At 73.2% G+C, this 22,201-nt stretch carries 17 protein-coding genes; 10 read left to right on the top strand and 7 right to left on the bottom strand.

What is annotated here, in order from left to right; all coding sequences use genetic code 11:
• Window positions 1–5: 5 nt before the first annotated feature.
• Entirely contained in the window at window positions 6–2,276 is a 2,271-nt protein-coding gene (locus ACZ5WG_RS26920; RefSeq protein ID WP_468726474.1) for an FdhF/YdeP family oxidoreductase, read from the bottom strand.
• Window positions 2,277–2,409: 133 nt separating this feature from the next.
• Here ACZ5WG_RS26920 and polA point away from each other — a divergent pair, with 133 nt between their 5' ends.
• Complete coding sequence (gene polA, locus ACZ5WG_RS26925; RefSeq protein WP_468726475.1) at window positions 2,410–5,130, top strand: DNA polymerase I; 2,721 nt, start codon at window positions 2,410–2,412, stop codon at window positions 5,128–5,130.
• 36 nt (window positions 5,131–5,166) lie between these two features.
• Here polA and ACZ5WG_RS26930 read toward each other — a convergent pair whose 3' ends face one another.
• Window positions 5,167–6,021, bottom strand: coding sequence for a DUF4184 family protein (locus tag ACZ5WG_RS26930; protein WP_468726476.1), 855 nt, complete (start codon window positions 6,019–6,021; stop codon window positions 5,167–5,169).
• 165 nt (window positions 6,022–6,186) lie between these two features.
• On the opposite strand from ACZ5WG_RS26930, the gene ACZ5WG_RS26935 reads away from it, so the two are divergent.
• The 3 genes from ACZ5WG_RS26935 to pgfA all read left to right on the top strand — a co-directional run bounded on the left by ACZ5WG_RS26935 (window position 6,187) and on the right by pgfA (window position 8,666).
• Window positions 6,187–7,374, top strand: a complete 1,188-nt coding sequence (locus ACZ5WG_RS26935; RefSeq protein WP_468726477.1) for a lytic transglycosylase domain-containing protein — start codon at window positions 6,187–6,189, stop codon at window positions 7,372–7,374.
• Window positions 7,375–7,509: 135 nt separating this feature from the next.
• Window positions 7,510–7,650: an SPW_0924 family protein gene (locus ACZ5WG_RS26940; RefSeq protein ID WP_365923716.1), complete on the top strand. Its 141-nt coding sequence runs from the start codon at window positions 7,510–7,512 to the stop codon at window positions 7,648–7,650.
• A gap of 14 nt (window positions 7,651–7,664) precedes the next feature.
• The gene (pgfA, locus tag ACZ5WG_RS26945) at window positions 7,665–8,666 is read left to right on the top strand and encodes a cell envelope lipid trafficking protein PgfA (RefSeq protein WP_468726478.1); all 1,002 of its coding nucleotides are present in this window, start codon (window positions 7,665–7,667) and stop codon (window positions 8,664–8,666) included.
• Here pgfA and ACZ5WG_RS26950 read toward each other — a convergent pair.
• Both ACZ5WG_RS26950 and ACZ5WG_RS26955 read right to left on the bottom strand, forming a co-directional pair.
• A complete protein-coding gene (locus ACZ5WG_RS26950; protein ID WP_468726480.1) occupies window positions 8,650–11,475 on the bottom strand; it encodes an ATP-dependent RNA helicase in 2,826 nt (941 codons plus the stop codon). The genes pgfA and ACZ5WG_RS26950 overlap by 17 nt on opposite strands.
• A gap of 6 nt (window positions 11,476–11,481) precedes the next feature.
• Window positions 11,482–12,330, bottom strand: a complete 849-nt coding sequence (locus tag ACZ5WG_RS26955) for a class I SAM-dependent methyltransferase (RefSeq protein WP_468726482.1) — start codon at window positions 12,328–12,330, stop codon at window positions 11,482–11,484.
• A 358-nt stretch (window positions 12,331–12,688) separates the two neighbouring features.
• Here ACZ5WG_RS26955 and rpsA point away from each other — a divergent pair, with 358 nt between their 5' ends.
• The 4 genes from rpsA to ACZ5WG_RS26975 all read left to right on the top strand — a co-directional run bounded on the left by rpsA (window position 12,689) and on the right by ACZ5WG_RS26975 (window position 16,565).
• Entirely contained in the window at window positions 12,689–14,197 is a 1,509-nt protein-coding gene (rpsA, locus tag ACZ5WG_RS26960; protein WP_030292147.1) for a 30S ribosomal protein S1, read from the top strand.
• Between the two features lie 187 nt (window positions 14,198–14,384).
• Window positions 14,385–15,323, top strand: coding sequence for a PAC2 family protein (locus ACZ5WG_RS26965; RefSeq protein WP_468726483.1), 939 nt, complete (start codon window positions 14,385–14,387; stop codon window positions 15,321–15,323).
• Window positions 15,324–15,476: 153 nt separating this feature from the next.
• The gene (gene coaE / locus ACZ5WG_RS26970) at window positions 15,477–16,091 is read left to right on the top strand and encodes a dephospho-CoA kinase (protein ID WP_468726484.1); all 615 of its coding nucleotides are present in this window, start codon (window positions 15,477–15,479) and stop codon (window positions 16,089–16,091) included.
• Window positions 16,092–16,157: 66 nt separating this feature from the next.
• On the top strand, window positions 16,158–16,565 hold the full coding sequence (locus ACZ5WG_RS26975) for a tetratricopeptide repeat protein (RefSeq protein ID WP_266668102.1): 408 nt from the start codon (window positions 16,158–16,160) through the stop codon (window positions 16,563–16,565).
• Between the two features lie 6 nt (window positions 16,566–16,571).
• On the opposite strand, the gene ACZ5WG_RS26980 is transcribed toward ACZ5WG_RS26975, so the two are convergent.
• Window positions 16,572–16,832 carry a DUF6343 family protein gene (locus ACZ5WG_RS26980; protein ID WP_468726486.1) on the bottom strand — a complete coding sequence of 87 codons (261 nt, stop codon included), beginning with the start codon at window positions 16,830–16,832 and terminating at the stop codon, window positions 16,572–16,574.
• Between the two features lie 154 nt (window positions 16,833–16,986).
• Window positions 16,987–17,133, bottom strand: a complete 147-nt coding sequence (locus ACZ5WG_RS26985) for a hypothetical protein (protein ID WP_468726487.1) — start codon at window positions 17,131–17,133, stop codon at window positions 16,987–16,989.
• Window positions 17,134–17,554: 421 nt separating this feature from the next.
• Between ACZ5WG_RS26985 and ACZ5WG_RS26990 the strand changes: the two genes are divergently transcribed.
• Together ACZ5WG_RS26990 and ACZ5WG_RS26995 are read left to right on the top strand one after the other, a co-directional pair.
• Complete coding sequence (locus ACZ5WG_RS26990) at window positions 17,555–20,428, top strand: DEAD/DEAH box helicase (RefSeq protein WP_468726488.1); 2,874 nt, start codon at window positions 17,555–17,557, stop codon at window positions 20,426–20,428.
• Window positions 20,425–21,630 carry an SWIM zinc finger family protein gene (locus tag ACZ5WG_RS26995; RefSeq protein ID WP_468726489.1) on the top strand — a complete coding sequence of 402 codons (1,206 nt, stop codon included), beginning with the start codon at window positions 20,425–20,427 and terminating at the stop codon, window positions 21,628–21,630. The genes ACZ5WG_RS26990 and ACZ5WG_RS26995 overlap by 4 nt, the downstream gene beginning before the upstream one ends.
• Here the strand turns inward: ACZ5WG_RS26995 and ACZ5WG_RS27000 are convergent.
• Complete coding sequence (locus ACZ5WG_RS27000; protein WP_468726490.1) at window positions 21,611–22,159, bottom strand: hypothetical protein; 549 nt, start codon at window positions 22,157–22,159, stop codon at window positions 21,611–21,613. The two genes, ACZ5WG_RS26995 and ACZ5WG_RS27000, sit on opposite strands and share 20 nt — an antisense overlap.
• Window positions 22,160–22,201 lie beyond the last annotated feature (42 nt).

Below are 22,201 nucleotides of genomic sequence, written 5' to 3' on the forward strand. Positions count from 1 at the left end.
TTCTATCAGGCCGGTTCGAAGCGCACGACGACGGACTTGCTCGCGGGGGTGTTGCTGGTGTCGGCGGTGGAGTCGAGCGGGACCAGCACGTTGGTCTCGGGGTAGTACGCGGCGGCGCAGCCCCGGGCGGTCGGGTAGTGCACGACGCGGAAGCCGGGCGCGCGCCGCTCGACGCCGTCCCTCCACTCGCTGACCAGGTCCGTGTACGTGCCGTCCGCGAGCCCGAGCTCCGCCGCGTCCTCGGGGTTGACCAGGACGACGCGGCGCCCGCCGGTGATCCCGCGGTAGCGGTCGTCGAGGCCGTAGATGGTGGTGTTGTACTGGTCGTGGCTGCGCAGGGTCTGCAGGAGCAGCCGGCCCTCGGGGACCTTCGGGTACTCGACGGGCGCGGCGGTGAAGTTGGCCTTGCCGGTCGTGGTGGGGAAGCGGCGCTCGTCGCGCGGGGCGTGCGGGAGCCGGAAGCCCTCGGGGCGGGCCGCGCGGGCGTTGAAGTCCTCGAAGCCGGGGATCACGCGGGAGATCCGGTCGCGGATGGCCGCGTAGTCGCGCTCGAACTCCTCCCACGGGGTGGCGGAGGCGGCGCCGAGGACGGCGCGGGCCATGCGGGCGACGATCGCGGGCTCGGAGAGCAGGTGCGAGGAGGCCGGGGGGAGGTTGCCGCGGGAGGCGTGGACCATGCCCATGGAGTCCTCGACGGTGACGAACTGCTTGCCGGAGGCCTGGACGTCCTTGTCGGTGCGGCCGAGGGTGGGCAGGATCAGGGCCCGCCGGCCGGTGACCGCGTGGGAGCGGTTGAGCTTGGTGGAGACGTGCACGGTCAGGGCGGCCTTGCGGATCGCGGCCTCGGTGACGTCGGTGTCGGGGGTGGCGCCGACGAAGTTGCCGCCCATCGCGAAGAGGACCTTGGCCTTGCCGTCGCGCAGGGCCTCGATGGAGCGGACCACGTCGTAGCCGTGGCCGCGCGGCGAGGTGATCTGGAATTCGCGGTCGAGTGCGTCGAGGAAGGCGGGCGCGGGGCGCTCGAAGATGCCCATGGTGCGGTCGCCCTGGACGTTGGAGTGGCCGCGGACGGGGCAGACGCCGGCGCCGGGGCGGCCGATGTTGCCGCGCAGCAGGAGGAGGTTGACGACCTCGCGGATGGTGGCGACGGCGTGCTTGTGCTGGGTGAGGCCCATGGCCCAGCAGACGATGGTGCGCTTCGAGGCCAGGATCATGGCCAGCGCCTGCTCGATCTCGGGGCGGGTCAGGCCGGTGGCGGTGAGGGTCTCGGCCCAGTCGGCTTGCCTGGCGGCGGCCGCGAGCTCCTCGTAGCCGTGGGTGTGCTCGCGGATGAAGGCCTCGTCGGTCGCGCCTTCCGTCTCTATGACGAGCTTGTTGAGGAGGCGGAAGAGGGCCTGGTCGCCGCCGATGCGGATCTGCAGGAAGAGGTCGTTGAGGGCGGTGCCCTTGAGCATGCCGACCGGGGTCTGCGGGTTCTTGAACCGCTCCAGGCCGGCCTCGGGCAGCGGGTTCACCGAGATGATCTTCGCGCCGGCGGACTTGGCCTTCTCCAGGGCGGAGAGCATGCGCGGGTGGTTGGTGCCCGGGTTCTGCCCGGCGACGATGATCAGGTCGGCCTGGTGGAGGTCCTCGAGGGAGACGCTGCCCTTGCCGATGCCGATGGTCTCGTTCAGTGCGGAGCCCGAGGACTCGTGGCACATGTTGGAGCAGTCGGGCAGGTTGTTGGTGCCGAACTCGCGGGCGAACAGCTGGAAGAGGAACGCGGCCTCGTTGCTGGTGCGGCCCGAGGTGTAGAAGAGGGCCTCGTCGGGGGAGTCGAGGGCGGTCAGCTCCTCGGCGATGATCTCGAAGGCCCGCTCCCAGGGGACCGCCTCGTACCGGTCGGCGCCTTCGGGCAGGTACATGGGCTCGGTGATGCGGCCCTGCTGGCCCAGCCAGTACCCGGAGCGGCCGGCGAGGTCGGCCAGGGAGTGCTCGGCGAAGAAGTCCGGGGTGACCCGGCGCAGCGTGGCCTCCTCGGCGACGGCCTTGGCGCCGTTCTCGCAGAACTCGGCGGTGTGCCGCTTGTCTCCCTCGGGCCAGGCGCAGCCCGGGCAGTCGAAGCCGTTCTTCTGGTTGACCTTGAGCAGGGTGCGCGCGGTGCGGGCGACGCCCATCTGCTGCTGGGCGATGCGCAGGGTGTGCCCGATCGCGGGCAGTCCGGCCGCGGCACGCTTGGGGGGCGCCACCTGCGGCGCGTGCTGTGCGGGATCACCTGCGGGCGGCTTGGCGGCCATGTCGCTCCCCTTTGAGCAGTCGAGCATCGCGGCGTCGGCCGCTGCGGGTATTCGCGTAGACGTCCGATCCTGTCACGCCCTGCGGACATCGCCGACGCCGGAATTGTCAGAGAGGGCGCCTAGGATCGGGGGCGTGGCAGAGAACGCATCGAAGAAGACCGACCAGACGACCGCAGCGGACCGCCCCCGCCTGATGCTCATGGACGGGCACTCCCTGGCGTACCGGGCGTTCTTCGCGCTGCCTGCGGAGAACTTCACGACGGCGACCGGCCAGCCGACGAACGCCATCTACGGCTTCGCGTCGATGCTGGCGAACACGCTGCGCGACGAGGCGCCCACGCACTTCGCGGTGGCGTTCGACGTCTCGCGCAAGACGTGGCGCTCGACGGAGTTCCCCGAGTACAAGGCGAACCGCTCCAAGACCCCCGACGAGTTCAAGGGGCAGGTCGAGCTGATCGGCGAGCTCCTGGACGCGATGAACGTGCCGCGGTTCGCGGTCGACGGCTTCGAGGCCGACGACGTGATCGCCACGCTGGCGACGCAGGCGGAGGCCCTCGGCTTCGAGGTGCTGATCGTCACCGGCGACCGGGACTCCTTCCAGCTCGTCTCCGAGCGCACCACCGTGCTGTACCCGACCAAGGGCGTCTCCGAGCTGACCCGGTTCACCCCGGAGAAGGTCGAGGAGAAGTACGGGCTCACCCCCCAGCAGTACCCGGACTTCGCGGCGCTGCGCGGCGACCCGTCCGACAACCTGCCGGGCATCCCGGGAGTCGGCGAGAAGACCGCCGCAAAGTGGATCACCCAGTTCGGGTCGTTCGCGGAGCTCGTGGAGCGCGCCGAGGAGGTCAAGGGCAAGGCCGGGCAGAACTTCCGGGACCACCTGGAGGCCGTGAAGCTGAACCGGGTCCTGACCGAGATGGTCAAGGACGTCGAGCTGCCCAAGGCCGCGGGCGACCTGGCGCGCCTCCCCTACGACCGCTCCGCCGTCACCGGCGTGCTGGACGTGCTGGAGATCCGCAACGCCTCGCTGCGCGAGCGGCTGCTCGCCGTGGACCCGGGCGCGGCCGAGGAGGAGGCCCCGGCTCCGGCCGCCGGCGTGGAGCTCGATGCGAGCGTGCTGGGCGCGGGCGAGCTGGCGCCGTGGCTGGCGAGCCACGCGGGCGGGCCGCTGGGCGTCTCCACCGTGGACAGCTGGGCGCTGGGCCAGGGCAATGTGAGCGAGATCGCGCTGGCCGCGGCCGGCGGGGCCGCCGCCTGGTTCGAGCCGTCCTCCCTGGACGAGGCCGACGACCGGGCCTTCGCGGCCTGGGCCGCCGACCCGGCGCGCCCCAAGGTGGTGCACAACGCGAAGGGCCTGATGCGGGTCTTCCCCGAGCACGGCTGGAGCCTGGCCGGCGTCACCATGGACACCGCGCTCGCCGCGTACCTGGTCAAGCCGGGCCGCCGCTCCTTCGCCCTGGACGTGCTGTCCAACGAATACCTGCACCGTGAGCTCCAGCCCGCCGCGGCCGACGGCCAGCTGGCTTTCGGCGCCGACGAGACCGCCGAGGCGGAGGCCCTGATGGCGCAGGCCCGCGCCGTCCTCGACCTCGGTGACGCGTTCACCGGCAAGCTCGCCGAGGTCGGTGCAGCCGAGCTGCTCCACGACATGGAGCTGCCCACCTCCGAGCTGCTGGCCCGGATGGAACGGTCCGGCATCGCCGCCGACCGCGACCACCTGGAGGCCATGGAGCAGCAGTTCGCCGGAGCGGTGCAGCAGGCGGTGAAGGAGGCGCACGCGGCGGTCGGGCACGAGTTCAACCTCGGCTCGCCCAAGCAGCTCCAGGAGGTCTTCTTCGGCGAGCTGGACCTGCCCAAGACGAAGAAGACCAAGACCGGTTACACCACGGACGCGGACGCGCTGGCCTGGCTGGCCACGCAGACCGACCACGAGCTGCCGGTGATCATGCTCCGTCACCGGGAGCAGGCCAAGCTGCGCGTCACCGTCGAGGGCCTCGTCAAGACGATCGCCGCCGACGGCCGGGTGCACACCAGCTTCAGCCAGACCGTCGCCGCGACCGGACGCCTGTCCTCCACGGACCCCAACCTGCAGAACGTGCCGGTGCGCACCGACGAGGGCCGCGCCATCCGCCGCGGCTTCGTCGTCGGCGAGGGCTTCGAATCCCTCATGACCGCCGACTACAGCCAGATCGAGCTGCGCGTCATGGCGCACCTCTCCGAGGACGAGGGCCTGATCGAGGCGTTCCTGTCCGGTGAGGACCTGCACACCACCGTCGCCTCCCAGGTGTTCGGGGTGGAGCGCTCCGAGGTCGACGCCGAGATGCGGCGCAAGATCAAGGCGATGTCGTACGGGCTCGCGTACGGGCTGTCCGCCTTCGGCCTCTCGCAGCAGCTGAACATCGAGCCCGCCGAGGCGCGCGGCCTGATGGAGACCTTCTTCGAGCGGTTCGGCGGGGTCCGGGACTACCTGGGCCGCGTGGTCGAGGAGGCCAGGGCCACCGGGTACACGGCGACGGTCTTCGGCCGCCGCCGCTACCTGCCCGACCTCAACAGCGACAACCGCATGCGCCGTGAGGCCGCCGAGCGGATGGCGCTGAACGCCCCGATCCAGGGCACCGCCGCCGACATCGTCAAGGTCGCCATGCTGCGCGTGGACCGGGCGATCACCGAGGCGGGCCTGAAGTCGCGGATGCTGCTCCAGGTCCACGACGAAATCGTGCTGGAGATCGCTCCCGGCGAGCGGAAGAAGGTCGAGGAGCTGGTGCGCCGCGAGATGGCCGCCGCCGTCGAGCTCCGCGCCCCGCTGGACGTGTCCGTGGGCGTCGGCACCGACTGGGAGTCCGCCGCGCACTGAGCCGCCCGCGCAGGGTTCGCCGAACGCCCGTCCCCGCTATGCGGTGGGGACGGGCGTTCGCACGTCGTCCCGCGTACTACGGGCGCGGTCGCCGCGGTGCCGGACCCGTACGAGTACCCCGTACAGCAGCAGGGCCACGGCGAGGCCGCCGCCCGCCCCGAAGCAGACGGTCGGGATGATGTCGAGCGGCGTACGGATCCGGTCGAAGAAGGTGAAGAAGCGGATCACGCGCATCGTGACCCCGGCCGCCACGCACACCACGAGCAGGGCGAGTGCACACCCGATCTCGGCGCGGGTCAGCACCGGCACGGACGCGGGGACCGGGGAGGGCGGCAGCCGGCGCAGGGCGGTCGCCGTGAACCAGAGGAGGGCGCAGGCGGCGATCGCCGAAGTCCCGTACTGGAGGTACGAGTAGAGGGGCAGGCCGAAGGCGAGCGGCTCACCGAGCTCGGGCAGCGCGTTCGTCCCCCAGCGGTCCAGGTGCGTGAAGCTGTCCCACGCGACGTGCGTGAGGGAGCCGACGACCGCCGAGAGGTAGAACCAGAGCGCGAGCGAGAGCAGTTGGCGCCCCCGCCAGTGCTCGCCGCGCACGAAGGCGTGGACACGGCCCCGCCAGGCGCGCGGCAGGAGTGCGATCAGCGGCTCGCGCAGCAGCAGCCAGCACGCCACGAGGGCGGCCGTGAGCGCGGCGTCGGCGGTGAGCACACCCGGCAGCGAATGCGTGAACGTGCCGTACGGCATGACCCCCTCGACGACTGCGTCGGCGAAGTAGAACGTGTCCGGCGCGAACGATCCGAGGACCAGCGCAGACGCGACCAGCGGCCCACGGGCGCGGCCCGTCCGCCGGACGGCCGGCAGCACGGCGGCCGCATGGCTGAGGGTGAACGGCATGACATCTCTTCCTTACTTCGGGCCATTGCGTCCCGAATTGGCCTGGACAGTATGCGTGAGCTGCCCAGCACGTGGGGAACTCGTGAAATCCGGACCACGATCCGTGCGGTGTGAAGGGAGCTGACATAAGGTCAGCGCCGACGTCGAGGGGGAGGGGACCGGCTCATGTCGGCTCGTAAGACGACTCGGTTCGCAGGCAGGTTGCGGGAGCTGCGCAAGGGCGGGGCCGCCGCCCTGGTCTGCGCACTCGTGGCAGCCGCGGTGACCGCATCCCAAGGCCCGCCGGGGGAGCGGATATCGGCGGCCGCCGACGAAGGCGCGCAGCCGTCGCAGCCCGCCGGATCCGGCGGGGACTCCGCCTACTTCACCGAACTCCCGCCCCTGCCCAGCCCCCGGCCCCCGGTGGTCCTGCTCCCGCAGGACACCCCTTCCGCGCAGCCGGGTACGACCGTCGCCGGGACCGCGTCGCACAACGAGCCCGTGGCCATGGGCACCGGCGAGGGCGCCCAGGGGATACCGGCGACCGTCCTGGCTGCGTACCGGCTGGCGGAGAAGAAGGCGGGCGAGAGCGACCCCGGATGCGGGCTGCGCTGGCAGCTGCTCGCGGCCATCGGCAAAGTCGAGTCCGGGCAGGCGGGCGGCGGCCGCGTGGACGCCGCCGGCACGACGCTGCGGCCGATCCTGGGCCCCGTACTCGACGGCAACGGCTTCGCGAACATCCGCGACACCGACGGCGGGGCGTACGACGGGGACGCCGCGTACGACCGGGCGGTCGGCCCGATGCAGTTCATCCCGTCGACGTGGGCGGCATGGGGCCAGGACGCGGACGGCGACGGCCGCCGCAACCCGAACAACGTCTACGACGCGTCCCTCGCGGCCGCCCGCTACCTCTGCGCAGGCACCCGGGACCTCCGGCTCCCCGCCGACCTGGACCGCGCGGTGCTCTCGTACAACCAGTCCGCGGAGTACCTGCGCACGGTGAAGTCGTGGTTCACGTATTACCTCGAGGGAACGCACGAAATCCCGGACGGTACGAGTGCACACCCCCCGACGCCGACTCCGAAGCCGACCCCAACGCCGAGTCCGACCCCGACTCCGAAGCCCACGCCGAGTCCGACCCCGACCCCGACCCCGACCCCGAAGCCGACCCCAACACCGAGTCCGACCCCGACTCCGAAGCCCACGCCCACGCCGACTCCCACGCCGACACCCACCCCGATACCCAGTCCGACGGTGCCCGCGACCCCGTCGCCGAGGCCCAGCTCCACGCCCGGCCCCACGCCGAGCGCCAAGCCGAGCCCGAGCCCGACTCCGACGCGTACGCCGAGCGCGAGCCCGTCCCGGACCCCTTAGGGCAAAGACGTCGGCGGCGCAGCGCGAACAGCCGGTATGGGGCCACCGGCCGTCGGGCCCGAACGGTTCTCATCTCGCCTCCGCATTGCTACGGTGCCTCGTCCCTGACGCCCAATCAGATTCCGGAGGCCCGGCATGCGCGCACTCGTCGCCGCCGCCATCGGGCTGGCCGCCGCGCTGGCCCTCGTGTTCGCCATCACGGCGTTCGGGGTGCCGGAAGGCAAGACCTCGCCCAAGCCGCTGCTCACCACCGCGCCCGCCGCGCCCGGAAAGTAAGAGGAGGCCCGGCCATGCGACGCAGAGCGAGCCTCGTCCTGCTTGCCCTGGCGGTGTTCTGCGCAGCCCTCGCACCGCTGCTGCGCTGGTACGCGTACCCCCGGCTCGCCAAGATCCCGCCGAACCAGTACCAGGAGATGGTCCTGGAGGCGAAGGACGCGACCCTCCTCGACTACACCGCCGGCATGCAGCCGAAGAAGGTCGACAAGGTCACCATCGTCCAGACCCTGAAGGGCAACGTCGAGGCGTCGAAGGAGATCGAGGCGAGCGCCGGCAAGGACGTCGTCGTCTGGGACACGCTGTCGTACATCATGGGCCCGGACGGGAAGATGGTCTCCCAGATCCCCGAGCGCTACATCTTCGACGCCCACACCCAGGACCCGGTGCACGCCACCGGCGAGGCGGTGGACGGGGACCCGGTCAAGCGCGAGGGCATCGAGTTCAAGTGGCCGTTCTTCACCGAGCCGCGCGACTACCTCTACTTCGACGCGCAGACCCGTACCGCCTCGCCCATCCACTACGTCGGCCCGCGCACGTACGAGGGGATGGACGTCTACTACTACGAGCAGACCGTGCCGTGGACGAAGGTCTCCCTGCCGAAGAAGATGCCGATCGAGGGCATCGACCCGGCGACGTTCGAGCAGAGCACCGGCACCAGCCTCTGGTACAAGGTCAAGGCCATGTTCTGGGTCGACCCGGTGACCGGGGCGCCCGTCAACGCCGAGCAGGTCATCGAGCAGGAGATGCGCGGCGGTATCGCGGCCGGCGCACCCGACGGCAGGCTCACCGTCTTCGCCGGGCACGTGAAGATGCGCGAGGACTACGGCAGGTACACCGTCGACCTGGTCAGGTCGAACCGTACGAAGGTCCTCGCGCTGCACACGTACGCCCCGATCGGCCTGGCGGCCGGCGGGCTCGTACTGCTCGGGCTGGCACTGTGGCTGGAGGCCCGCGGCCGCCGGGGCGGCACGGAGGAGGGGGAGGGGCTCACCACGAGGCTCACTGCTGTCGTCTGAGCCGGGCGTTGGTGTGCCGGGTCGGCTCGGCGGTGGCCGGGTCCTCCGGCCAGGGGTGCTTGGGGTAGCGGCCGCGGAGCTCGGCGCGTACTGCGCGGTAGCCGCCCTGCCAGAACGAGGCCAGGTCGGCGGTCACGGCGGCGGGCCGCCCGGCCGGGGACAGCAGGTGGACCAGCACGGGCACCCCGGCCACCTTCGGGGTCTCGGCCAGCCCGAACAGCTCCTGCAGCTTCACGGCGAGGACGGGCTGCCCGTGCTCGGCGGAGTAGTCCACCCGGATCCGGGAGCCGCTGGGCACCTCGATCCGCTCCGGGGCCAGCTCGTCGAGGCGGGCGGCCTCACCGGTGGCCCAGGGCAGCAGCCGGTTCAGCGCCTGCCCGGCATCGATCCGCCCGAGATCGGCGCGGCGCCGGGCCCGGGACAGCTCGGGCTCGAGCCAGTCGTCGGCGCGGTCCAGCAGCGCGTCGTCGTTCCGGACGTCGGGCCAGCCGCCACCGAGGGTGCGGTGCAGGAAGCCGAGCCGGCCCCGGAGCGCGTGTGCGTCCGCGGACCAGCGCAGCAGACCGAGCCCTTCACTGCGCAGGCCGTCGAGGAGGGCGGCCCTGACCAGGTCCGGGTCGGGGTTCTTGAGCGGGCGCACGGCGAGCTCGATCGCGCCGAGCCGTTCCGCTGCGCGGGCGACGACATCGCCGTCCTCCCAGTGCACCTCCTCTCCCGCGACGAGGAGGTGCTCCGCGGCATCGCGGGCGGTGTGCTCGTCGATGACGGCGGCCAGCCGGACCCGGGCGGACGCGGAATGCGGGCCCCGGTCGGCGACGGCAACGGCCAGCCAGGGCGCGCTGCGCAGCCGCGAGCCGTCGCCGAGCTCGGCCGCGGTTCCGCCGGCCATGAGGAAGGCCCCCTCGCCCTTGGCCCGTGCCACCCGCTCGGGGAACGCCAGCGCGGCGACGAGCCCGGCGGCGACGTCGTCGGGTACGTCGCCGCTGCCGGGGCTCCGCCCCGGACCCCGCGCCTCGAACGCCGGCGGGCCCGGATTCCGGCTGCTGCCGTCTGCGCGGCGCGGCTGGTCTGCGCGCGGGGAGATCCCGGCCTCGCCGCCGTTCGTACCGCTGGGGGCACCCCCAGCGGTAGCCGGGGAAGGGTCCGGGGGCGGAGCCCCGGAAGGGGTCCGGAGCGAAGCCCCGGTTTCGGGAAGGGGCGGGGTGGGGGAAGAGCCCCGCGCAGCGGCCCCGGCACCCCGCGGCCGCGCAGCGGCCCCGGCACCCCGCGTCCCGGTCCCGGCGGCGGCCGGAGCCACCGCGCGGTCCAGGCGGCGGGCCTCCGCCCGCCAGCGCGCGGCGTACGCGTCGCCGCCCGCGCGGGCCCGGCGCCAGGCGGCGGCCAGGTCGTCCCCGTACTCCCGCGGCGGCTCCTCGCTCAGCAGGGCGACCAGCTCCGCCGCCCGGCGGGCCCCCAGCGCGGCGGAGCCGTCCAGCAGGGCGCGGGCCAGGCGCGGGTGCAGGCCCAGCCGGGCCATCCGCTGACCGCGCGGCGTCACCCGCCCCGGCGGGGACACCGCGCCCACCGCCACCAGCACCTCTCGCGCCGCGGCCATCGCCCCGGCCGGCGGCGGGTCCAGCAGCGCCAGGCCCGTCGCGTCCGGGTCGCCCCAGCACGCGGACTGCAGCGCGAACTGCGCCAGGTCCGCGATCCGGATCTCGGGAGAGGGGAACGCCGGCAGGCGGCCGTCCTCCGCCTCCGCCCAGCAGCGGTACACCGCTCCCGGGGCCTCGCGCCCCGCCCGGCCCGCCCGCTGGCGTCCGGCCGCGCGGGACGCCCGTACGGTCGCCAGCGCGCCCAGCCCCCGCGCGTGGTCCACCCGGGGTTCCCGGGCCAGCCCGGAGTCCACGACCACCCGTACGCCCGGCACGGTCAGGCTCGACTCCGCCACGGCGGTGGAAAGGATCACCCTGCGGTGCTGCGCCACGGAGAGCGCCGCGTCCTGGACCGCCGCCGGGGCCCGGCCGTGTATCTGGAGCACCTCCGCCTCGACCCCGCCCAGCTGCCCCGCGACCCGTGCGATCTCGCCGACGCCGGGCAGGAAGCACAGCACGTCGCCGCTGCGTTCCGCCAGCGCCCTGCGCACCACCGAGGCCACGTGCGCCAGCTGCGCCGGGTCCACCCGCATCCCGTGCGGGGGCCGTACCGGCCGCGGCGGCGGGGCCCAGACCGTCTCCACCGGGTACGAGGTCCCCGCGGCCTCCACCACCGGCGCGCCGCCCGGACGGCCAGACCCGAGGACGTGGGCCCAGCCGGCCGCATCGGTCGTCGCGGAAGCCGCCACGAGCCGCAGCTCCGGGCGCAGGGTCTCCCGTACGTCCAGGAGGAACGCGGCGACCGTGTCGGCGTCGAGGTGCCGCTCGTGGCACTCGTCCAGGATCACCAGGTCCACGCCGGACAGCTCCTGGTCGCGCTGCAGCCGCTGCAGCAGCACCCCGGTGGTCACGACCTCGACCACCGTCCCCGGCCCCGCGACCCGCTCGCCGCGCACCGTGAAGCCCACCGAGCCGCCGACCGCCTCGCCCAGCAGCCAGGCCATCCGGCGCGCCGCCGCCCGGGCGGCGATCCGCCGGGGTTCGGCGACGACGACCCGGCGCCGGGGCCCGCCGCCCACCAGCCCGGCCAGGACCAGCGGCACCAGCGTGGTCTTGCCGGTGCCGGGCGGGGCGCAGAGCACCGCCGTGCCGTGGGCGTCCAGCGCGGAGACGAGCGCGGGCACGGCCTCCCGTACGGGAAGGGCGTCGAGGTCGGCCTGGCGGATCGCGGTCACGTCGGGTCAGTCCCTCACACAGACGAAGATCGCGGTGCCGGGGATCAGGTTGCCGCGCAGCGGGGACCAGCCGCCCCACTCCTGCGTGTTCCAGGCGGGCCACTCCGGCTCCACCAGGTCCACCAGGCGGAACCCGCCGGCCACCACATCGCGGACCCGGTCGCCGAGGGTGCGGTGGTGCTCCACATATACGGCGCGGCCCTGCTCGTCCTGCTCCACGTACGGGGTCCGGTCGAAGTAGGAGGCGGCGACGGACAGCCCCTCCGGACCCGGCTCGTCGGGGAAGGCCCAGCGGATCGGGTGGGTGACGGAGAAGACCCAGCGGCCGCCGGGGCGCAGGACGCGGTGCACCTCGCGCATGACGTTGACGGGGTCGGCGACGAAGGGGACGGCTCCGTACGCGGAACAGGCCAGGTCGAAGGAGCCGTCGCGGAAGGGCAGCCGGCCGGCGTCGGCCTCTACGAGGGGGACGTCCTCGCCGATGCGCAGGGCGTGCTGGAGCTGGCGGTGGGAGAGGTCCAGGGCCACCGGGCGGGCGCCCCGGGCGGCCAGCCAGCGCGAGCACTGGGCGGCGCCGGCGCCGATCTCCAGGACGTCCTTGTCCTTGAGGGACTCCGCCGGGCCGAGCAGCGCGGCCTCCGCCTCGTCCAGGCCCTCCGGCCCCCATACGAAGCGGTCGTCGCCGAGGAACGCTCCGTGCTCGTTCTGGTACTCGTCGGCGTTGCGGTCCCACCAGCCCCGGCTCGCCCGGCTGCTCTCCGCATCGTCGGCGTCACGCCGGGTGGCCTCGGCGTCTTCGCCGGCGCTGCCGTCGGCTTCGTACGCTTCTTCGGTGGCGTAGTCCTCTTGGTTCATGGGGCCTGTCGTCGTAGTCTGCGGAAAGAGTTCGAAACGAGGTGGGGAAGCGCCATCGGCGCCCTCCCGCCCACGAATTGTGCCGGTTATGCGGTGATCCGCCCGGGGTGTGCGCCTTCGCGCATTGACCCTGCCCGGCTGCCCCCGTATGCTACAAGTTGCGCTGCGAGCCTGTGCTCCTCAGACCTAGCAGGCTGCGCTTGCATCTGTTGATGACCCCTCGGTTCTCGAGGCCCGGTCCGCTTCACGGCGGAGCATGGGCTTCCTTGGCTGTCCGGCTTCTTCGGCAGATGCCGATAAGGGCTCCCGGCGTAGCAGTACCTACGACTTTCTGTCCGTAACCGGAGCCCTTTCCCACATGACGAGCAGCACCGAGACCACCTCTACCACCCCGCAGGTAGCGGTCAACGACATCGGTAACGAGGAAGCCTTCCTCGCCGCGATCGACGAGACGATCAAGTACTTCAACGACGGCGACATCGTCGACGGCGTCATCGTGAAGGTCGACCGGGACGAGGTCCTGCTCGACATCGGTTACAAGACCGAAGGCGTGATCCCGAGCCGTGAGCTCTCGATCAAGCACGACGTCGACCCGAACGAGGTCGTCAAGGTCGGCGACGAGATCGAGGCCCTGGTTCTCCAGAAGGAGGACAAGGAAGGCCGTCTGATCCTGTCCAAGAAGCGCGCTCAGTACGAGCGTGCCTGGGGCACGATCGAGAAGATCAAGGAAGAAGACGGCATCGTCACCGGTACCGTCATCGAGGTCGTCAAGGGTGGTCTCATCCTCGACATCGGCCTCCGCGGCTTCCTGCCGGCCTCCCTCGTCGAGATGCGCCGCGTCCGCGACCTCCAGCCCTACGTGGGCAAGGAGCTCGAGGCGAAGATCATCGAGCTGGACAAGAACCGCAACAACGTGGTCCTGTCCCGCCGCGCCTGGCTGGAGCAGACCCAGTCCGAGGTTCGCCAGACGTTCCTCACCACCCTGCAGAAGGGTCAGGTCCGCTCCGGCGTCGTTTCCTCGATCGTCAACTTCGGTGCCTTCGTGGACCTGGGTGGCGTCGACGGTCTCGTCCACGTCTCCGAGCTGTCCTGGAAGCACATCGACCACCCGTCCGAGGTTGTCGAGGTCGGCCAGGAAGTCACCGTCGAGGTCCTCGACGTCGACATGGACCGCGAGCGTGTCTCCCTGTCGCTGAAGGCGACGCAGGAGGACCCGTGGCAGCAGTTCGCCCGGACCCACCAGATCGGTCAGGTCGTCCCGGGTAAGGTCACCAAGCTGGTTCCGTTCGGTGCGTTCGTCCGCGTGGACGAGGGCATCGAGGGTCTGGTCCACATCTCCGAGCTGGCCGAGCGCCACGTGGAGATCCCGGAGCAGGTCGTCCAGGTCAACGACGAGATCTTCGTCAAGGTCATCGACATCGACCTCGAGCGTCGCCGGATCTCGCTGTCGCTGAAGCAGGCCAACGAGTCCTTCGGTGCCGACCCGGCGTCGGTCGAGTTCGACCCGACCCTGTACGGCATGGCCGCGTCCTACGACGACCAGGGCAACTACATCTACCCCGAGGGCTTCGACCCCGAGACCAACGACTGGCTCGAGGGCTACGAGACCCAGCGCGAGACGTGGGAGCGCCAGTACGCCGAGGCGCAGGTCCGCTTCGAGCAGCACCAGGCCCAGGTCATCAAGAGCCGCGAGGCCGACGAGGCCGCCGCTGCCGAGGGCGCTGCCGCCCCGGCCGCCGGTGGCAACGCCGGTGCGGGCATCTCGGGTGGTTCGTACTCCTCGGAGTCGGACGAGACCTCGGGCGCCCTGGCCTCCGACGAGGCCCTGGCCGCGCTCCGCGAGAAGCTGGCCGGCGGCCAGAGCTGATCGCAGCGCAGCAGCGCAGCAGCGGATCACACTCCGGTGTGAGCCGAGCTGAGCAGAGCTGAAGAGCAAGGCCCGTCCCCTCAGGGGGGCGGGCCTTGTTGCGTTCCTGTGAAAGGGGCCAACTGGGGAATGGAGCAGCCGCCTTGGACGTTCTTCGCTGAGAAGGCAGCGAGGAGGAGTGGTGGCGGTGCTTGATCCACAGGGTTTGTACGAATGGGATGCCAAGGGCCTGGCAGTGGCGGACCTGGCGCTCGCCCAGGACTCGGCCGGGCTGGTCATGCTGTACCACTTCGAGGGGTACATCGACGCGGGCGAGGCCGGGGAGCAGATCGTCGAGCGGCTGCTCGACACCCTGCCCCACCAGGTGGTGGCGCGGTTCGACGCGGACCGCCTGGTCGACTACCGCGCCCGGCGCCCGCTGCTGACGTTCCAGCGCGACCACTGGACCGAGTTCGAGGAGCCCCGGCTCGAGGTGCGCCTCGTCCAGGACGCCACCGGCGCGCCGTTCCTGCTGCTCTCCGGCCCCGAGCCGGACGTGGAGTGGGAGCGCTTCGCCGTCGCCGTCCGGCAGATCGTCGAACGCCTCGGCGTCCGGCTCTCGGTCAACTTCCACGGCATCCCGATGGGCGTCCCGCACACCCGGCCCGTCGGGATCACCCCGCACGGCAACCGGACGGACCTCATGCCCGGGCACCGCAGCCCGTTCGACGAGGCGCAGGTACCGGGCAGCGCGGAGTCCCTGGTGGAGTTCCGGCTCGGCCAGGCCGGGCACGACGTGCTGGGTGTCGCCGCGCACGTACCGCACTACATCGCGCGCTCCCCGTACCCGGACGCCGCGCTGACGGTGCTGGAGGCGATCACGGCCGCGACCGGGCTGGTCCTGCCGGCGGTGGCACACGCGCTGCGCACCGAGGCGCACCGCACGCAGACGGAGATCGACCGGCAGATCCGCGAGGGCGACGAGGAACTGGTCTCCCTGGTCCAGGGGCTGGAGCACCAGTACGACGCGGCGGCCGGCGCCGAGACGCGGGGCAACATGATCGCCGAGCCGCAGGAGATCCCGTCGGCGGACGAGATCGGCCGCGAGTTCGAGCGGTTCCTGGCGGAGCGCGAGGGCGAGGGCTGAGCGGTCGGCTTCGGCCGGGGCGCTTTGGCCCGGGCGCTTCGGGCGGGTGCGCTTCGGCCGGGTTCGTTCCGGCCGGGGCGTTCCGGCTGGGGTTGCTTGGGCCGGGCCGGGGGGCTGTACGGGGGCCGGGGTGCGGGGTCTAGTCTGCTGGGCATGTTGAAGGTGGGCCTGACAGGCGGAATCGGTGCCGGCAAGAGCGAGGTCTCGCGGCTGCTGGCGGGGTACGGGGCGGTCGTCGTGGACGCCGACCGCATCGCGCGGGAGGTCGTGGAGCCCGGTACGCCGGGGCTGGCGGCGGTCGTGGCGGCCTTCGGGGAGTCCGTGCTGACCCCCGAGGGGACGCTGGACCGGCCGAAGCTGGGGTCGATCGTGTTCGCCGACCCGGCGAAGCTGCAGACCCTCAACGCGATCGTGCACCCGCTGGTCGGGGCCCGGTCGGCCGAGCTGGAGGCCGCCGCAGGGCCCGGCGCGATCGTGGTGCACGACGTACCGCTGCTCGCGGAGAACGGCCTGGCGCCGCTGTACGACCTGGTGGTCGTGGTGGACGCGGCTGCCGAGACGCAGCTGGCCCGGCTGACCGCGCTGCGCGGGATGGCCGAGGAGGAGGCGCGGGCCCGGATGGCCGCGCAGGCCACGCGGGAGCAGCGGCTGGCGGTGGCCACGCTCGTGATCGACAACGACGGGCCGCTGGAGGCACTGGAGCCGCAGGTGCGCAAGGTGTGGGCGGAGCTCGGGGAGCGGGCGGCGGCGGACACGGCTGGTGCCTGACGTGCACATGGAATAGCGGGCGGGGTGCGGGGCGTTGAACGCGGCTGCAGAGGGAAGGAACAAGCCGTGTCCGACACCACGCCGCAGCCCATACCGTCGCAGCCGCCCCCGCCGTCCGGCTCGTCCCCCGAGACGCACGTCATCGACTACCGGGCCGCCGAGCACCTGCTGGCCGCGCGGGACCCGCGCGGCGCCGTGAAGCTGCTCGACTCGGTCATAGCCGCCCACCCGGAGAACACGGCGGCCCGGCTGCTGCGCGCCCGCGCCTTCTTCGCCGCCGCCCAACTGCGTCCGGCGACGCTGGAGTTCGAGCTGGTGCTGGAACGAGAGCCGGACAACGCCTTCGCGCACTTCGCGCTGGCCCGCACGCACGAGCGCTCCGGGCGACCCGAACAGGCCCGCAAGCACTTCCGCCTGGCTGCCGCCCTGGACCCCCGGCCGGACTACCTGGCAGCGGCCCGCTTCGAGGACTAGGACAGGTCACCGGCCGCGGGGAGGCTCGTACGGGGGGATGTCCGGGCCGGGCTGGTAGTGCGGGCCCTGGTGGATGTGGTGGAGGACCACGGCCAGGTCCACGGCGGCGAGGACCGCGAGCACCCCGCAGGCGGCCGCCCACCCGGGACGGCCGACCAGCGAGAACGCGGCCGTCCCGGCGACAGCCCAGATCAGCCCCCACAGGCTGAGCCAGAACCGCAGCCGCAGCGGACTGCGGGCGGTCACCGGCTCGTTTCCGGAACGCATGACCATCGCCTCAGGTCCATGGTCCCACCGGCGGGGCGGTGGTGCGGTGGCAAGCGTCAGGGGTTGAGGCGGTTCACGGCTGTCGTGGTCGTCTTCTTGAAAGCGGCGACGGGGGCGTCGCTCAGGTCGCCCGTCTGACCCCACTGGACGACGGTCACGGTGGAGCCGTCGCGCCCGATACCGAAGAGGTGACGCCGGGCTCGGACTCGGGGATCGAGGTGTGCACCCCGTAGACGTGCGCGCCCTCCTCGACGGGCAGCGTTCCGTAGTCCTTCGAGGCGGCCCGTACGGAGATCTGCACGGCGCCGGTGTCGAGGTCGGTCCCGAAGCGCCGATGCCAGCTGCCGGTGGCCGGAAGGGCCCCGTCCAGGCAGAACGGCGCCGTTTCGGGCAGCCCTCGGTGACCTTGCCGGCCTGCCAGGGCGAGCCGGCATGCGGCGGCAGATCGGCGGCGCCGAGGATCCGCCGCGCCGGATTCAGCCCCGCCGGCGTTTGAGGCGCGGGGGTGCGGGGACCGGCCCCCGCGAACGGCGCCGCACCAGTGCGGGGTCCGGGGCCCGCCCCGGTGAACGGGAGGAGGGCGGGGCGGGGAGAAGCCGCGCGCAGCGGCCCGGGAGTCGGCATCTGCCCAGCTCAGCGGCGTTGTCAGTGCCCGCACCTAGACTCGGGGCAGACGGGATCCGTCCGACCTGGTGGAACCGAGGGTGAGGGGAGGCAGCACAGTGACACCGCAGCCGCAACGGCAGCAGCCGCACCCCCACGCCGCCCTCCTGCGCCACCCCGCAGTCTTCCTCCCCGCCCCCGTCCCCCGCGAGGCCCGCATCGCCTTCTGGTCCCCCGACGGGGACCCCCTCCCCGAGCTCCCGGCGGTCACCCCGGCCCCGCTCACCGTCGTACGCCCGCACGGCGCCCACGGCGCCCGTACCCGTACCGTCCCCTCCCTCGGCCTCTCCGTCACCGACGCCCTGCCCCTGCTCGCCCGCGCCCCGCGCAGCGCCGTCACGCACCCCGCCACCCGCGCCTGGGGCACCGCCGCCCTCCACGCCCTCGCGCTCGTCGCCCGCGGCCGGCTGCTCCCCGGGGTCACCCCCGACGGGGTCGACGCCTGGCGGGCCGGTCCCCTCGACGCCGAGGACGTCGGGCACCTGCGCGCGGTGGCCGCCGCCCTTCCGTACGAGGGGTACGCCACCCCTCTGGCCGGCCGCCGCCCGCTCCGGCTGCCCGAACCGGAGGCCCTGGTCCGGGCGTTCCTCGATGCCGTCGCCGACAGCCTGCCCCGCACCCCGGCCGCGCCGGTGGTCGCCGGGCGGCCGTTCGCCGCACAGGAGCCGCAGCGGGTGCCCGGCATACAGGAGTGGGCCGCGCAGGTCGCGGCGGGCGCCGATGCCGGGGTGGGGATCTCACTGCGCCTCGACCTGTCCTCCTTCCGCCTCTTCGACGGGGCGGACGAGCCGGACGGGGGAGGCGCGGCGGACGCGGAGGACATCCGCCGCGCGGGCGCCGCCGTCGTCCAGGTCCACAGCCTCGCCGACCCCACCCTCGTCACCGACGCCGGGCTGTTGTGGGCCGGTGCGGCCGCCGCCGGCTTCGGGCCGCGCGCCCGGATCGACGCCGTACTGGCGCTGCGCCGGGCCGCCCGGGTCTGGCCGCCGCTGCTGCGGCTGCTGGACCAGCCGATGCCCGATGTCCTCGCCCTCTCCGATCCGGAGCTCGAAGACCTGCTGGGCCGGGCCGCGAACCGGCTCGCGGCCGCCGGGGTCCTGGTCCACTGGCCGCGGGAGCTGGCTCGTACGCTGTCCGCGACCGCCGTCGTACGGTCGACCGCGCCCGGCTCCGCCACGGACGGCACCGCGTTCTTCGACGCCCGGCACCTGTTCGCCTTCTCCTGGGAGCTCGCGCTGGGCGGCGACCGGCTCACCCCGGGGGAGATGGACGCGCTGGCGCAGGCCCACCGCCCCGTGGTGCGGCTGCGCGACCAGTGGGTACGGGTCGATCCCGAGCTGGTGCGCAAGGCGCGCAAGCGGGAGCTGGGCCTGCTGGATCCGGTGGATGCGCTGGCCACCGTACTGACCGGGACGGCCGAGGTCGACGGGGAGCCGGTGGAGGCGGTTCCGGTCGGTGCGCTGGCCGCCCTGCGGGAGCGGCTGACCGGCGAGCAGACCCCGCTGCCGCAGCCCGTCGGGCTGAAGGCCACCCTGCGTGACTACCAGGCCCGTGGCCTGGCCTGGCTGGACCTGATGACCTCGCTCGGCCTCGGCGGCTGCCTCGCCGACGACATGGGCCTGGGCAAGACCGTCACCCTGATCGCGCTGCACCTGCACCGGGACCGCCCCGAACCGACGCTCGTCGTCTGTCCCGCCTCCCTGCTGGGCAACTGGCAGCGGGAGATCGAGAAGTTCGCGCCCGGGGTCGCGGTGCGCCGCTTCCACGGCGGCAGCCGCAGCCTCGACGGGCTGGCCGGGGGCTTCGTGCTGACCACGTACGGGACGATGCGCGCGAGCGCGGCACGGCTGGCCGGGCAGCCCTGGGGCATGGTCGTGGCCGACGAGGCGCAGCACGTGAAGAACCCGCATTCGGCGACGGCGAAGGCGCTGCGCACGATCCCGGCGCCGGCGCGGGTGGCGCTGACGGGCACCCCGGTGGAGAACAACCTCTCCGAGCTGTGGGCGCTGCTCGACTGGACCACGCCGGGGCTGCTGGGGCCGCTGACGGCGTTCCGGGCCCGGCATGCCCGCCCGGTGGAGCACCAGCAGGAGGAGGACGGGGGCAACGAGGCGGCGGTGGCCCGGCTGGCCGCGCTCGTACGGCCGTTCCTGCTGCGGCGAAAGAAGTCCGACCCGGGGATCGCCCCCGAGCTGCCGCCGAAGACGGAAACAGACCATCCGGTCTCCCTCACCCGTGAGCAGGCCTCGCTCTACCAGGCCGCGGTGGACGAGGCGATGGCCGTCATCGAGGCGAGCGAGGGCATCGAACGGCGCGGCATGATCATGAAGCTGCTGGCCTCGCTCAAGCAGATCTGCAACCACCCCGCGCAGTACCTGAAGGAGGAGCAGCCCCGGATCCCGCACCGCTCGGGCAAGCTGGCCCTGCTGGACGAGCTGCTGGACACGATCCTCGCGGAGGACGGCTCGGTGCTGGTCTTCACCCAGTACGTGACGATGGCCCGGATCATCGAGCGGCACCTGGCCGCCCGGGGGATCTCGAACCAGCTCCTGCACGGAGGGACCCCGGTGGCGCGCCGCGAGGAGCTCGTGGACCGCTTCCAGTCCGGTGAAGTCCCGGTCTTCCTGCTCTCCTTGAAGGCGGCGGGTACGGGGCTCAACCTCACGCGGGCCGGCCATGTCATCCACTTCGACCGCTGGTGGAACCCGGCGGTGGAGGAGCAGGCCACCGACCGCGCCTACCGGATCGGCCAGACGCAGCCCGTCCAGGTCCACCGGATCATCGCCGAGGGCACCGTGGAGGACCGGATCGCCGAGATGCTGGAGGCGAAGCGGGCCCTGGCCGATGCCGTGCTCGGCTCGGGGGAGTCGGCGCTGACCGAGCTGACCGACCGCGAGCTGGCCGACCTCGTATCCCTGCGGAGGCCCGCATGATCACCGCGCGGGACGACCGCCGCCGCACCTTCGAGACCGTGCCCGCCGGGGTGGAGGCCGTCAGCTGGTGGGGCCGGGCCTGGGTGTCGGTGCTCGAGGAGGTGTCCCGCGACCCGGCCCGCATGGCCCGCGGCCGGGCGTACGCCGCCGAGGGCCATGTCGACGCGGTCACGGTCACCCCGGGCCGGATCGTGGCGTACGTGCGGGGCAGCCGAGTCCGCCCGTACCGCACGGAACTGGCCCTGACCCCCTTCCCGGACGACGAGTGGGGCGAACTCCTGGAGGCGGTGGCCGCGGACCCCACGGCCCTCGCGAGCCTGCTGGAGCGGGAGGTTCCGCAGTCGCTGGCGGGCGCGGTCCTGCCCGGCGCGGGCGAGCTCGCCCCGCGCTGCTCGTGCCCGGACACCGCCCGTCCGCCGTGCAAGCACGCCGCGGCCCTCTGCTACCGGGCGGCCCGTCTCCTCGACGAGGACCCGTTCGTCCTGCTGCTCCTGCGCGGCCGGGGCGAGCGGGAACTCCTCGACGAGCTGACCCGCCGCAATGCAGCCCACGCCGCCCGCGAACAGCCCGACGCCGCACCGGACTTCCCCGGTGTCCCGGCCCGCGCCGCCCTGGCCCGCACCAGCCTGCCGCCGCTGCCGGCCCCGATGGCCGCGCCCGCCGCAGTGGGCCTCCCGCCCGCCTACCCGGCCGATCCGGCAGCCCCCGACCCGCTGGCCCTGGACCAGCTCGCCACGGACGCCGCCGCCCGCGCCCTCGCGCTGCTCGCCACCGCCGAGGACCCGATCGCCGGCCTCAGCCTCTGGCAGGACGCCGTGCGCCTGGCCTCCGCGCACCACACGGCCGGCCTCACGGGCGCGGCCCGCACGCTCTACCGGGAGCTGGCCCGCGCCACCGGCCGCACCACCACCGACCTGGCCCGGGCCGCCGCGGCCTGGCGCCAGGGCGGCCTGCCCGCGCTCGCCGCCCTCGAGGAGCCCTGGGACCCCCCGGCGGGCCCCTTCGACCGCGCCCGGCCGGCCCTCCTGGCCGCCTCCCAGGGCGCCTTCCGCCCCGACCGCAACCGCCTCACGGCGCACACCCGCCAACTGCGCCTGGGCCGCGACGGACTCTGGTACGCCTACGAATCCCGCCCGGACACCGAGGACTGGTGGCCCACGGGCACCCCGTCCCCGAACCCCCTCACCGCCCTCCACCACTGACCTCGGCCGCCCAGCGCGTCAACGTGGTGAAGTCGCGGTCGCGCAGGCCGTGGCGGGCGTGGATGGTGAGGGGGAGGGCCGGAGCGGGGTGGTGGGCGGCGATCCAGGCGCGGTCCTGGGGGGTGATCATGTCGTCGACCCAGGCGAAGGGGCGTCCCGCGGCCCAGTCGAGGAGCGGACGGGTCTTCCAGAAGAGACCGTCGGGGTCGTCGGCGAAGAGTTCCGGCCACTCGATGACGGGAAGATCAGCGGGTAGTCCGATGTGCGGGGCGATCATCGTGTTGGCCTCGTGCATCCAGGCGGTGGCCCAGGTGAGTTCGTAGGGCAGGGCCAGCAGCCGGCCGCCGTGCGACGGGTGCAGGCGGACCCGCAGCCCGCGCCGGGCGCTGCGCGATTCCGGGTCCCGGTGGGACATCCAGCCGGCCGGACGCATCCGGTGACTGGTGTATCCGCGCAGTCCGGCGAGGCGGGACCGGAAGGGGTTGAGGGGGCCGTCCACGTCGAGGAGCAGGAGCGGGCGATCAGTCATGAAGTAGGCACTACCCAGTACACGATGGAGTGAAATACCTAC

It is taken from the genome of Streptomyces sp. NPDC032745 (assembly GCF_055579465.1).

Excerpts from the sequence above, each read along its gene's own strand:
- ACZ5WG_RS26995 (WP_468726489.1), top strand. The coding sequence starts at position 20,425 with ATGATCACCGCGCGGGACGACCGCCGCCGCACCTTCGAGACCGTGCCC.
- ACZ5WG_RS26940 (WP_365923716.1), top strand. The coding sequence starts at position 7,510 with ATGCGCGCACTCGTCGCCGCCGCCATCGGGCTGGCCGCCGCGCTGGCC.
- rpsA (WP_030292147.1), top strand. The coding sequence starts at position 12,689 with ATGACGAGCAGCACCGAGACCACCTCTACCACCCCGCAGGTAGCGGTC.
- ACZ5WG_RS26955 (WP_468726482.1), bottom strand. The coding sequence starts at position 12,330 with ATGAACCAAGAGGACTACGCCACCGAAGAAGCGTACGAAGCCGACGGC.
- ACZ5WG_RS26930 (WP_468726476.1), bottom strand. The coding sequence starts at position 6,021 with ATGCCGTTCACCCTCAGCCATGCGGCCGCCGTGCTGCCGGCCGTCCGG.
- ACZ5WG_RS27000 (WP_468726490.1), bottom strand. The coding sequence starts at position 22,159 with ATGACTGATCGCCCGCTCCTGCTCCTCGACGTGGACGGCCCCCTCAAC.
- pgfA (WP_468726478.1), top strand. The coding sequence starts at position 7,665 with ATGCGACGCAGAGCGAGCCTCGTCCTGCTTGCCCTGGCGGTGTTCTGC.
- ACZ5WG_RS26980 (WP_468726486.1), bottom strand. The coding sequence starts at position 16,832 with ATGCGTTCCGGAAACGAGCCGGTGACCGCCCGCAGTCCGCTGCGGCTG.
- ACZ5WG_RS26935 (WP_468726477.1), top strand. The coding sequence starts at position 6,187 with ATGTCGGCTCGTAAGACGACTCGGTTCGCAGGCAGGTTGCGGGAGCTG.
- coaE (WP_468726484.1), top strand. The coding sequence starts at position 15,477 with ATGTTGAAGGTGGGCCTGACAGGCGGAATCGGTGCCGGCAAGAGCGAG.
- ACZ5WG_RS26920 (WP_468726474.1), bottom strand. The coding sequence starts at position 2,276 with ATGGCCGCCAAGCCGCCCGCAGGTGATCCCGCACAGCACGCGCCGCAG.